The sequence below is a fragment of the Terriglobales bacterium genome (genome assembly GCA_035567895.1).
In the GTDB taxonomy this organism is placed as follows: domain Bacteria; phylum Acidobacteriota; class Terriglobia; order Terriglobales; family Acidobacteriaceae; genus Gp1-AA112.
Genome location: DATMPC010000083.1, coordinates 95,208 through 108,737, shown reverse-complemented (window position 1 = coordinate 108,737; position 13,530 = coordinate 95,208). Strand labels below are relative to the sequence as shown.

Below are 13,530 nucleotides of genomic sequence, written 5' to 3'. Positions count from 1 at the left end.
TTTCCCGAGCAGATTGCGGAAGGACTGGAACCCTGGCAGCCCTTGAAGTTCTACAACGACAATCGCAGCGAAGCTGACGACTGGACCATACGCGTGGATTCGGGGGTTTACGATCCGGTTCTGGGACGCACGTATGGGCAGATTGCGCAGGAGGGATTGGGGCAGCAGGTTTCTCAAGCTGCTGCCGGCCCGATTCTTCCCGTGGGTTGGCCTTCGCTGAGCTACTACAAGTTGGTTAGCTCTAAGGTAGGGATGGCGGACAAGGAGTCCGACTTCTTCGAGCGCATTGATGTATCGCTGCGGAAATACCCACAGCTAGAAAAGCACATTGCAGCGGCGGCGAAAGCCTTTGATGCTCAACATCCAGAAGCCTGCCTCCCGCCTCTGGCCGAAGCCTTGAAAGAGGTACGTCGGCTTCGGGCCGCCGACGGCAAAGATTTCGATCTCGCCATCAAAGAGCAGCAACTGCAGACGGCTTTGGGCCAAGCACTGGGTTTGCAGTTTGAAGCCCTGGTGGAACCGGAGAAACCGGGCCGGACTTCCGGAGAGTACAAGGCGATGCGCACACCGCTGACTTTTGTACCCGGCGACAGCTTTCGCGTGACCGTAAATTTCAGCTCGACCAACGGCGATGCCGTCAAGGTGAAGCAAATCCGGCTGCGCGCACCCGCGGGCTGGAAGACTACAGAGCTGGCTTCCAACCGGTTTTCAGTCTCGATTCCGGAAAATGCCAGTTTGACGAGCGCATTCTGGATTCGCGATTCGCCGAACGATGGCTTCTACCGCATCACTCGCCCAGAACTGCTAGGTGAGCCGATCACACCGGATCCGCTGCAGGCTGAGCTCACTTACGCGATCGAGGGCGTTGAAGCTTCGATGCGCACCGACGTGGAAACCAGTTCAATCGGCAACACCGGCGTGCAATTTCGGCATGCAGTCGCGGTCGCCCCTCCGGTTTCGGTGCGTTTCCGACCGGAGGCGATTGCGCTCCCCCAGGGCCGTTTGCGCCAGAAAGTGATCTGCTCGGTTCGCAATTATGTGAATGGTCCCAATGAAGGAACAGTGCATCTGGAGCTGCCTGCGGGCTGGCGCGCGGAACCGCAGTTGGCGGCCTATGCCTTGCAGAAGCAGGACCAGGATGCAGACATCGTCTTCGAGCTGGTGGTTCCCCCTAAGTTGAGCGAGGGTGAATACCATCTTGCAGCAATAGCCGAATCGAGGGGCAAGAGCTACCGCAACAGCTTCCTACCGGTTACCGAAACCGGATTAGACACGGTGTACCTGGAGCTGCCGGCGAAACTGACGCTGCGTCCAGTCGAGGTGGTGATCCCAAAGGTGCGAGTCGGCTACGTGATGGGAACCGGGGATGAAGTTCCTGATGCCTTGCGCCTGCTCGGCGTCGACGTAGACCTGGTGGACAGCACGGCGCTTGCACAGGGCGATCTCTCCCGTTATGGAACGATCGTGCTGGGGGTGCGCGCCTATCTGGCGCGCGAAGACCTCCAAGCCTACAACTGGCGCTTGCTGGAATACGTGAAGAATGGCGGCGTGCTTGTCGTGCAATATAACACCGAGGAATTCGACGAAAGCTATGGTCCATACCCCTACGCCGCAGCAGGAGCCGCCCAAGATGTAACTGAAGAGAATTCGCAGATCGAAGTTCTTCAGCCGAATCACCCTGTCCTGAACTATCCCAACAAAATCGGTTCAGCAGATTTTGACGGATGGCTGGAAAAGCGCGGTCTCAGATTCTTAGCTTCTTGGGATGAAAGATACGTCCCGATCCTGTCAACGCACGATCAAGGACAGAAGCCGCAGGCTGGCGGCTTGTTGGCTGGCCGGTACGGTAACGGCGTGTGGCTCTACAACGGTTACTCACTCTACCGGCAACTCGCATTGGGAACGCCTGGAGGAGTTCGATTGTTCATGAACCTACTCGATCTCGGGAGCATGAATTCGGGTTGGCGAACTGGAGACGGTCAACGTCACTAGGCGCACATGTGCGCACATTATTACGCGCGTCGATTACGGCGAAATTATTCATGCTCGCATCGACGCCACGACAAGATAAATAACATTTAATCTCCCGTTTCTAATTCGTCTGGCTATGCTAGGCGGCGACGAATTCCGTTCTCTTGGCCCGACAAGGAAAGCAAATGGCTGTACTTGCTGTGCAGAGCTTTGTTCGTGCGACTCACGTGCCATCCAATTTCATTCGTCAGCCTTGTCGAATTCAGCACGATCAGTCCCCGCATGTTTGAGTATCCGGTCCTGATCTGACTTTCATGGAGGCACCACCATGAGTTGCAGGCAGCAACCAGTTCGCTTTTTCCTCAGCCTTCTCTTTCTCGCTTTTGGAGTCGTCAGCAACTTGCACGCGCAGGTTGCAGCCGGCACGATTCTAGGAGCTATCACCGACACTTCGGGCGCGAGCATTCCTAATGCCGCGGTTTCGATCAAGAATCCCGCAACCGATTTCGTGCGCAATGTTGTCACCAACAGTGAAGGTCTGTATCGAGCGCCCGACTTGGATCCGGGAACATATCAGGTCAGTGCCGCGGCACACGGATTCGCGACAGGCGTTCGTAACAGTGTCACGCTGAGGATCGGAGCAGAGTTGGTCGTTGATATGCAATTACGGGTCGGCGTTGTCAACGAAACTGTCGAAATAAAGGGTGACACCCCATCCGTTGAGACGTCGACTTCCACAATTGCGACAGTGGTTGATGCGAGAACAGTCCGGGAATTGCCTCTGAACGCCCGAGACTGGTCAGCGCTTTCCAATCTTGAGCCGGGAGTCGCTACCGTCCGCACGCAGGTTGGCGCTGCGAGTGGCTTTGAGAGAAGCAATCGCGGTTTCGGCACTCAACTCACCGTATCCGGCAATCGTCCTCAACAAAACAATTATCGCCTTGATGGAATCAGCATTAACGACTATTCGAATGGAGGGCCAGGAAGTGTGTTAGGCGGGAACCTCGGTGTTGATGCGATTCAGGAGTTCTCGGTCGTCACGAGTAACGCAACGGCCGATTACGGCCGCACGTCCGGAGGGATCATCAATGCGGTTACGCGATCAGGCACCAACGCGTTTCATGGTTCAGCCTACGAGTTTCTTCGTAACAGCGTGCTTGATGCGAGTAATTTTTTCGATCTAAAAAAGCCCCCATTCAAGCGAAATCAATTTGGCGCCACGGCAGGCGGGCCAGTCCGAAAAGATCGAACGTTCATCTTCGGAGACTATGAGGGTCTTCGCCAGACTTTGAACGTGACACAACGCTCTACCGTTCCTTCACAGGCAGCTCGAAACGGCCAGCTTACAACGGGTACCGTCCAGATAGACCCGAAAGTCCAGCCATATCTTGCGCTTTTCCCTTTGCCGAACGGGAATGCTAACGGGGGAGATTTTGGAACATTTACCTTCTCCAATCCTCAGGTTACAACGGAGAATTTCTTCACCATACGGGCTGACAACAAGTTGTCCGAGAAGGATAACTTTTACGCCACAACCATGTTCGACGACAGCCTAACTACCAATCCGGACACTTATACGTTTGTCATGCTCGAGTCGCACTCGAAGCGCGACTTGGTAACGATGGCGGAAACTCACATGTTTACCGGGAGTGTGCTGAACTCGGTCCGTTTTGGATTCAGCCGTGTCATTTCGGAAGCACCCAGGACGATTGGTGCCATAAATCCTCTGGCCAAAGACACAAACCTCGGTTTCATTCCGGGCCGCACCGTGGGACTGATAAACGTGTCCGGATTAACTATCTTTCCGGGAGGGCTGGATGCCCCCGGAGAGTTTGACTACCACTTCAACTCTTTCCAGGTGTATGACGATTTGTTTGTAACGAAGGGAATACACTCAATGACCATTGGGGGAAATGTAGAGCGAATCGATGCTAATCAGCTGGGCCAATCGAATCCGAACGGCAATTTTGGCTTTGCATCGCTGAGGAACTTTCTGACCAACAGGCCCAGATCGTTTATCGCCGCTCTTCCCGGGATTATTACTCCTCGAGACCTCCGACAGACGATTGCGGCCGGATATTTTCAGGATGGCATTCATTGGCGACCCAATTTTACTTTGAATGTTGGATTGCGATATGAAATGGCGACCGTGCCCACAGAAACAAGCAACAGGCTCAGCAATCTGCGGAATGTTACCGATCCCCAGCCGTTCCTGGGATCTCCATACTTCTCAAATCCAACGTTTCGCAACTTCGAACCACGGTTCGGATTCTCGTGGGATCCTTTCCACAACGGCAAAACAGCGATTCGGGGCGCGTTCGGTCTTTATGATGTCCTGCCGCTGACATATCAGTTCGATCTTCTATCGATGTTATCTGCCCCGTTCTTCGCCCGAGGTAACGTCGTTGGTTTGTCGCCGGGCGTTTTTCCGACGGGAGCGACGTCACTCCTGAACCCAAATCGCGTGAGATTCTTCCATATCGATACTCCTCGACGAAACTATGTCATGCAGTGGAACCTCAACGTCCAGAAACAGCTCACTCGAACTCTCACGACTGAAGTTGCTTATGTAGGTAGTCGGGGCGTGCATCAACCTTTACGTGTCGACGATATGAATATCGTGTTGCCGACTTCTCATACGTCCCAGGGTTATTTTTGGCCCACACCAGCAGGCACTGGCAAGATTCTGAATCCACCACTCGGACAAATCAGCGGGTTGTTCTGGGTAAACTCGTCTTCGTACCACGCAATGGAAGTGCGCGTGACGCAAAGAATGTCTCATGGACTGCAGTTTGGAGGCTCCTATACCTGGGCGAAGAGCATTGACACTGGATCCTCCTCGCTTGCCGGTGACGCTTTCCTCAATGCAGTTTCAAGTCTGCCTTTTTTTGATCCGAAACTGCGCCGCGGATTGTCTGACTTTGATATTCGCCACAATTTTGTTCTCAACTACACATGGCAAATCCCGTCGCCTGTTTCATTCTCGGGGTTCAAACGCGGATTAACGAACGGCTGGCAGTTGGGTGGGATCTATCAAGCGAGCGCTGGTTTGCCTTTTTCTGCACTGGTCGGCGGGGATCCACTTGGCTTGCTCAGCGGAGATACGTTCGACTTCCCGGATCGTATCATTGCGCCCGGATGTGAGTCTCCTATCAATCCTGGAAATCCGAATCACTACATCAAGACTCAATGCTTTGCTGCACCGAATCCACTTACTCGGTTGGGAAACGCCGGACGAAATACGATCATTGGACCCGGGCTCTCGAACTTCGACGTCTCCATTTTCAAGAACAACCCGGTGCCGAAGATCTCAGAGAGTTTCAATGCTCAATTCCGAGTTGAAGTGTTTAACGCATTGAATCATCCCAACTTTGCTCCTCCATTGCACAACAATACGCTATTCGACCAGAGTGGGAACTCCATCTCTACAGCCGGTGTGGTCGACTCGACATCCACGACTTCAAGGCAACTACAGTTCGCTTTGAAACTTATTTGGTAAGTTTGTTTGAGGTGGGAGAAGTGGCTGATCGTCAATCGGCGTTTGCCTTCACGTCTGATGCCTGACCCTTGTATTTTCGAATTGCGGCAGCTAGCTATTCGAGCCTAAACATGAGTAGCAGCCGAGGCACACCGATGTTGCCGAGTTGCTCTTCGGTTTGGCTTGCTCGCCCGGCTGCTACTACCATTCAATAGAATGGTATTTGTCTAACAGTACTCGTACGAGTGGGTAGTCTCGTTCATCCCGATGAGAAGGGAGACTGTCCGAGAACAGACTGATGGGTTCCGGAAGTTTTCAGGTTGGTTTTCCAGAATACTGACAAGCTCGGAATTCCTATTCATAACAGGCATCGCCCATGCTTTCCAGCAGCGGGCAGCTATCAATCCATGTTCTTGATTGCACACCTAAAGAGGCTTTTGTTTTTACGCGCCGCGCTCATCTGCACCTTCATGACAGCCCCCGCTTTTGCTCAAAATGCAACTCTGCGCGGCATCGTTACCGATCAGACTGGCGCCATTATTCCCGGCGCAACCATTACCCTCAGTGACGGTGCCGACGCTTCGCGTTCTGCGACTTCTGATCCGAGCGGAAATTATTCGATAGGTGGGCTTATCCCCGGCCCTTACACCTTGAATGCATCGGCCCCCGACATGGTTCTCGGCCAGCCCCTTCGCTTGGAGGTGAAATCAGGGACTCAAACGCATAACTTGAAACTTCAGGTACAGGCCGTTATCCAGAACCTGAACGTGGAAGCCGAAGGGATACCGTCGGTCAGCACGGATGCAACAAACAATGCCAGCTCGACGGTGTTAAGAGGAACAGACCTTGATGCGCTTTCGGATAACCCCAATGACTTAGCGGACGATCTGCAGGCTTTGGCGGGACCGGCCGCCGGACCGAATGGCGGCTCGATTTACATCGATGGATTCAGCGGCGGCGAGCTACCACCCAAGAATGCGATTCGCGAGATTCGCATCAACCAGAATCCGTTTTCACCGGAATACGACAAACTGGGTTTCGGCCGAATCGAGATTTTCACCAAACCCGGCTTCGACAAATTTCATGGCTCAATCGGTTACAACTTTGCCAACGACTTCTGGAACTCACGCAATCCGTACGCGGCCCAAAAGGCACCGTTTCATTTGGACGAATTTAGCGGGAGCCTGGCCGGTCCCCTCAATAAGCGCGCATCGTTCAATCTCGATGTGACGCGCGAGATGAACGACAGCGGCAACGTGATCAACGTCGTCACGCTCGATCCGCAGACCCTCGTTACGACTCCTTTCACCGGCAGCGTACTGTCCTATGACCGCTGGACGCGCGTCACTCCACGCGTCGATTATCAGCTCAGCCCCAACCATACGTTGTCGATGCGTTACGCCTATAACCGCGACGATGTCCGGAACGCCGGTACTGGCGCTTTCAATCTGGTCTCGCGCGGCTACCACAATGACGCCCGCAGCCATACGGTGCAGGTTACCGAGACTGCCGTGCTAAATGCGAACTCCATCAACGAAACACGGTTTCAATACTTCCGGTCTTACACGGTGTCGCAAGCGAACACCGCGGGATATGCCCTCCAGGTGCTCGGGGCTTTCAACAGTGGCGGCAATCCGATTGGCCACTCAACCGATACCCAGAACAACTACGAAGTACAGAACTACACCTCAATGCTTCATCGCGCGCATGCTTTGAAGTTTGGTGTCCGAGTGCGAGGTCAGACGGAAGCGGCTGTGTCGCCACAGAATTTCGCAGGCACATTCACCTTTGGCGGAGGTTTAGCCCCGGAGTTGGACGCCAATAATCAGCCCGTTCTCGACGCTTCTGGTCAGCCGGTGCTCGTCAATATCTCTTCGATTGAGAGTTATCGACGCACGTTACTTTTTCAACAATCGGGATTTTCTGGTGCGCAGATCCGGCAACTCGGGGGCGGTGCAACGCAGTTCACCATCAATGCGGGAAATCCGCTGGTTTCGGGCGGCCAGTTCGATGTGGGCGCTTTCCTGGGGGACGATTGGAAGGCGCGGTCGAACCTCACGGTTAGCATGGGACTGCGGTATGAGTCCCAGAGCAATATTCACGATTGGCGAGATTTCGCTCCCCGCATCGGATTGGCTTGGGTACCTGGTGGAGCTGGGGGAAAAACCGCAAAGACGGTGCTTCGCGCGGGCTTCGGCATATTCTACGACCGCTTTAACCTCTCGAATACACTGACCGCATTACGCTACAACGGCGTAGTACAGCAGCAAGTCATCGTCACCAATCCGGACTTCTTTCCAGCAGTACCGATTGCTTCTTCACTCTCTGGCTCGGCTCCTCCAAGCGCACGTCAACAGATCAGCTCCAATTTGCGAGCACCGTATCTCATGCAATCGGCTGTGGGGCTCGAACGCCAGATGCCTCTCCGAACGACAATCGCGATCACGTATGCAAACTCCCACGGCCTTCACCAACTGCGCTCTCACGACATCAATGCCCCTCTGCCTGGCACGTTTAGTCCTGAGGTTGCGGGTAGCGGCGTCTTCCCGTTGGGAAGACCTGGCCAGGTGTTCCTCATGGAGTCCGCTGGCCTATACAACCAGAATCAGTTGATCGTGAATGTAAATTCCAAAGTGAACCCGAACATCTCGTTGACAGGCTCATACTCGTACAACCGCGCGATGAGCAACACAGATGGTCTCGGAACCTTTGCAGCGAATCCATATAGCATGGCCGGGGAATATGGACCGGCTGCGACGGACGTGCATCATCGTGCCTTCGTCGGGGGCAGTATTACTCCCATTTGGGGAATCCGGCTCAATCCGCTGTTCATCGTTAGTACTGGACCGCCGTTCGACATAACGGTTGGGCGCGATCTCTACGGCGACACTCTGTTTAATGGACGTCCCGGGATTGAGAGAGATGCAAACCGGCCTGGGGTTATTGCGACTCGGTATGGCTTGCTCGATCCGAATCCCATACCAGGTGAAACGCTACTCTCTCGTAACCTCGGTCGCGGGCCAGGCCAGATTATGCTGAACATGCGGGTCGGACGCACATTCGCATTTGGAGCCCCTCGCGAGCCTGCAGCATCCGGCCACTCTGATGCAGGCGGAGCACCGCCTCGTGGCGCTTCCACCGGCCCATTCTCAATAGGTGGCGGTGGAGGCGGAGCTGCTTCATCCGATCGGCGGTACAGCCTTACAATCTCGATGTACATCCGAAACCTGACAAATCACAATAACCCTGGCGCCATCATCGGCAACATCACGTCGCCTTTGTTCGGCAAAGCCAATCAACCGTTCGCGGGTGTCGGAGCCGGAATCTTCACCGAGAGCGCCAATAACAGACGATTAGAACTGCAGACTCGGTTTACTTTTTGATGACTTTAGATCTTGCTAGCTCAGTAGCGACCAAGGGCGACGACATAAAGCCATCCAACGATTCAGCGACTTTCGTAGCCTCTTCCTAAGTTGGGAACGGTGCTGCCGCAGCGGCCGCCAGGTCGCGACCTAAACTCAGGAACTGCCATTGTGAAAAGTACTTCGCAGAACAATGTAAGCCCTTCTTCGTAACCGCGGCATACAGAAGGTTCACGGAAACGAACAGGCGAATTGCTAGCAGGCGCGGCTGCTCCTCACGCAACCAAGCTTGCCACCTAGGATAGTCTTCGAGGTTGGTGCGGTAGTCGTAGAAGGGTCGCTCTGAATCTCCACCTGGCCGAGCTGATTGAGAAGAGCAAATTCATCCGTCCACAGACCGGGGTCATAGCGTTCCACGTTGGGATCGCTTCCGACATGGCGCGTCTGAGTCGTCTGCAGCGACAGCAGGTTGGTACGAAGCGCGCTTTCGTTCGCGGCGGGATGAGCGATACCTCCCAATCCTCTCGACGCATGACCAAGGTCAAAAACCGCAAGCGGGCGGACTGCTTGTAGCCCAGCATGGAAGAGGGCTCTGGGTTTACAACGGTTACTCCCTTTACCGGCAAATACTGTTTGCAGTGCCTGGTGGCATCCGTTTATTTGCAGACTTAATCAGCCTTGGAAGTCCCGACGCACCCTGGAGAACCTCCCCCGCGGTAGCCAAGCCTGCCCGGGTCGGGAATCCTGATAGCGGGCCGCACGTGATCCCTCTAGGCCCATCCTCCCGATGACGGAGTTCACTCCGCCTGTATTACTTGCCTCCGCTCGATTGGCAGACACAAGCGCGGTTGAGAATCCGACGGCATCGCTGCATGTTAAAACGTTCAACGGTCCCGCCGGGTCTAGACCGATTGCTTATCGCGAGAACATTCAATCAGGCAAACGGGTTGGTACCAGCTTAAGACTCCATCTGTCCGATGAACGACATTTCATGTGGGCTTAATGCAGTCTTCATTGCCGTAATTCTTAATGAATCGTCTTTTTCCTGCACAGGAAACGAATGTGCGCCGAAGCATCAGCGAGCGCGCTAACGCAGTTGATCCGTACGAAGGAAAAAGATGGAGCCGCACACTGAGAGTTAAGTTCCTGGCTTCGTGCGTACATTCTGCACCCCCTGCAGCTTTGGCGGAGTTGGTGTTTGCGTTGACCGCCTCTTCGGGTCCTTTGCCCGCGTTCGAACGGCCCGTCTGATTCTTCCGGGATATCGAATCAGGATCTTCACGATTGTGAGGCGTGCGTATGCATTTCAGTGATCGCAGATTTGCTTCACTTGCACTCGTTTTACTCCTCAGTACCTTCAGCTCAATCGTTTGCCGTGGGCAAGTTGCCGGCGGCACCGTCAGCGGCGTGGTTAGCGACGCCTCTGGAGCTCGCGTACCGCGGACGCAGGTCTCTATTCAGAATCGTGCGACCGGCGTTACCAGAGTAGTGACAGCCAACGACGAAGGTTTCTACAACGCTCCAAACCTCTTGCCCGGCGAGTATGAAGTCACTGCCTCAGCTGCTGGTTTTCAAACGCGAACAACTGTTCTGGCGCTTACTGTTGGCCAGGATCTCGTCCTGAATGTCGCCATGCAGGTGGGAATGGCCACGCAAAGCGTAGAGATAAAGGACACTGCGCCCATTGTGGAACTTGGATCATCGACGTTGACTGATGTAGTCGGCGCCGCAGCCGTGCGCGATCTGCCTCTGAATGGACGCAGCTGGACCGACCTAGCGCTGTTACAGCCTGGAGTCGCGGCGGTAGAGACGCAGATTCCTTTCACCGGCGGAGCCGGCCGAGGAAATCGGGGATTCGGAGCGCAGATGTCGATCTCTGGGGCGCGTCCTCAACAAAACAACTATCGCCTCGACGGCATCAGCATTAACGACTACGCGAACGGTGGGCCCGGCAGCGTGTTAGGCATCAATCTGGGTGTCGACGCAGTTCAAGAGTTTTCCGTTTCCTCGAGCAACACTTCCGCCGAGTACGGGAAGACTTCCGGCGGCGTGGTGAATGCAACTACACGCTCCGGCACCAACCTGTTCCACGGAGATGCCTACGAGTTCCTGCGCAACAGCGCGCTCGACACCAGGAACTATTTTGATGGCGCGAGGATTCCACCGTTCAAACGCAACCAGTTCGGCGCCGCGGCAGGCGGACCAATCATCAAGGATCGGACGTTTATCTTCGGGGACTACGAAGGAATACGGCAGTCGTTGGGAACAACGAACGACATCGTAGTTCCTACCGACACTGCGTGGCAGGGTTTTGTTTGCACCGTCAATTCGAGCGGTCAAAAAACATGCCCGACCACGCCTATCGCTGTGAGTCCCGGGTCGCTGAAATATCGCGGCCTGTATCCCTCTCCCAATGGCGTAATTTCACCCGATGGCAACTCCGGTCACTTCCTGTTTGCAAGCCAGCAGGTAGTGAACGAAGACTACTTCACCGTCCGAGCCGATCACAAGATCTCAACCAAGGACAGCATTTTCAGCACCTACATGTTCGACAATGCTCCATTTACGCAGCCGGACAGTTTCAATAACGTCCTGCAGGGTTCCAAGACGCGACGGCAGGCTCTGATACTCGAAGAGAGTCACATCTTCAGTCCGACTCTGCTGAACACGTTCCGTCTTGGCGGGAATCGGCAGGCAGTAGATAACAATCAAAGCGTGGCGGCCATCAATTCGCTGGCCAATGACACTTCCCTTGCCGCCATGCCGGGAAGAACTGCAGCAGGGATCAACATACCTGGGTTCGACCGCATGGTCGGCGGGGTCGGTGCTTCTCCCACTTACTTCTTCCACTTCACTACTTACCAGGCCTATGACGATGCGTTCCTCACTCGCGGACTGCACTCGTTCAAGCTCGGAGCGGTCTTCGAAAGATTTCAGGACAACGTTTTAGCCCTCAGCAATCCAAATGGGCTATTTAACTTCGGAAGCCTGACTGCATTTCTCACGAACTCGCCAAAGAAGTTTCAAGCTGGTTTTGCCGATACGCTCACTCCGCGCAATCTTCGGCAAAATCTGTTTGGCGTCTATTTCCAGGATGACTGGCGATGGCGTCCGAACCTGACGCTCAACCTGGGACTTCGCTACGAGATGACTTCGGTTCCGACTGAAAAGCATGGAAAGCTTACCGTGCTGCGGCAGATCACCGACGCAACACCTCATCTCGGAGATCCCTACTTCTCGAACCCAACGCTGCGAAATTTCGAGCCGCGAGTCGGGTTCGCATGGGACCCATTCAGCAATGGCAAGAGCTCAGTCCGCGGAGGCTTTGGCATCTACGACGTATTGCCTCTCCTGTATCAGTTCCAGATTCTGGATGCGCTCTCTGCTCCGTTCTTCGAAATCGGTGCAACAACCAGCTGCGCCAAGCTGCCTCCGGCGCCGGCAACTGCAAGTTGCGCCGCTGTAGGCCCAGGCGGCAACGCCCAGTTCCTCACCGGCAACCCTGCAACTTTCGGCCAGGCCTACATAGAAGCCAATCCGCCTCGGAATTACGTAATGCAGTGGAACCTCAATATCCAGCGCCAACTCGCCAACAATCTCTCTCTGACAGTCGGGTACGTAGGCTCGCGCGGGATTCATCAGCCGTTTCGCTCTGAAGACGCGGATATGGTCCTGCCCACACTCACGCCGCAGGGCTACTTGTGGCCATCGCCAGCGGGATCTGGAACCAAGCTCAATCCTAATGCGGGAACGATTCGCGCGCTGATGTGGCGATCGGACTCCTATTACGATGCTCTCGAAGTCGGCGTGAAAAAGATCATGAGCCATGGCTTCCAGGCTCAGAGTTCGTTCACGTGGGGAAAGAGCATCGATACCAGCTCTGCCACCAACGCCGGAGATGCTTACGGAAACTCGGTTCCCAGCCTACACTGGTTCGATCCAAGACTCAGCCGTGGACCATCTGATTTCAATATTGGGAAAGTGTTCGTGCTAAATGGCATCTGGAGCGTTCCCGGAGTCACAGCGTCGGGACCTTTCGCATGGGCAGCGAAAGGCTGGCAGCTAAGCAGCGTTTTCAAGCTGAGCGACGGCGTGCCATTTACTCCGCTCATTGGCGGCGATCCCCTGGGCCTGAACAGTACCGATCCGTGGGACTTCCCGAACCGTGTGCCTGGATGCAGTCTGGTAAATGGAAACTACAAACAGCAAAGGCTCGACTACGTGAACCTGAGCTGTTTCAAGTTTCCTAATCCGGCGACGCTACGCGGCAATGCCGGACGCAACAGCATTGTCGGCCCAGGACTGGAGGCTCTGGATTTCTCGGTGTTCAAGAACAACTACATCCCGCGAATCTCGGAGAGTTTCAACGTGCAGTTTCGCGCAGAGTTCTTCAACATCCTGAATCACGCTAACTTTGGCCCGCCCAACACAACCAATCAAACATTCTTCGATGCCACTGGAAATCTGACCGGCGCGGCTGGCGTACTGAGTGCCCCAACCGTGACCAGCTCGCGGCAATTGCAGTTTGCCGTGAAGCTTATTTGGTGACGACGTCAAGTACGGAGGAGGTTCTCGGACATTCGAAGTTTTGGCTGTGATTCGGAGGCTCATTGAAGGTGCGGGAATTCCGTTCTCTAAAATACTCACCCGACGCTCAGCTTATTAGTGCATTACTGACGAGCCACGGATTGGTTTCAGCCGCAGGAGCGGCGCCTGCGG

5 protein-coding genes are annotated in these 13,530 nt (G+C 54.8%); 4 read left to right on the top strand and 1 reads right to left on the bottom strand.

Annotated elements, in window-relative coordinates:
- The 3 genes from VNX88_16860 to VNX88_16850 all read left to right on the top strand — a co-directional run.
- Positions 1-1,992: hypothetical protein (locus VNX88_16860; protein ID HWY70342.1), on the top strand; the 1,992-nt coding region annotated here is incomplete at its 5' end.
- 307 nt (positions 1,993-2,299) lie between these two features.
- Positions 2,300-5,470, top strand: coding sequence for a carboxypeptidase regulatory-like domain-containing protein (locus VNX88_16855; protein ID HWY70341.1), 3,171 nt, complete (start codon positions 2,300-2,302; stop codon positions 5,468-5,470).
- A gap of 449 nt (positions 5,471-5,919) precedes the next feature.
- On the top strand, positions 5,920-8,832 hold the full coding sequence (locus VNX88_16850; protein HWY70340.1) for a carboxypeptidase regulatory-like domain-containing protein: 2,913 nt from the start codon (positions 5,920-5,922) through the stop codon (positions 8,830-8,832).
- Positions 8,833-9,066: 234 nt separating this feature from the next.
- Here VNX88_16850 and VNX88_16845 read toward each other — a convergent pair whose 3' ends face one another.
- Positions 9,067-9,330: a hypothetical protein gene (locus VNX88_16845; protein HWY70339.1), complete on the bottom strand. Its 264-nt coding sequence runs from the start codon at positions 9,328-9,330 to the stop codon at positions 9,067-9,069.
- 780 nt (positions 9,331-10,110) lie between these two features.
- Here VNX88_16845 and VNX88_16840 point away from each other — a divergent pair.
- Positions 10,111-13,359: a TonB-dependent receptor gene (locus VNX88_16840; GenBank protein HWY70338.1), complete on the top strand. Its 3,249-nt coding sequence runs from the start codon at positions 10,111-10,113 to the stop codon at positions 13,357-13,359.
- Positions 13,360-13,530 lie beyond the last annotated feature (171 nt).

Coding starts and splice junctions, on each gene's coding strand:
- VNX88_16855 (HWY70341.1), top strand. CDS start 2,300: ATGAGTTGCAGGCAGCAACCAGTTCGCTTTTTCCTCAGCCTTCTCTTT.
- VNX88_16850 (HWY70340.1), top strand. CDS start 5,920: ATGACAGCCCCCGCTTTTGCTCAAAATGCAACTCTGCGCGGCATCGTT.
- VNX88_16840 (HWY70338.1), top strand. CDS start 10,111: ATGCATTTCAGTGATCGCAGATTTGCTTCACTTGCACTCGTTTTACTC.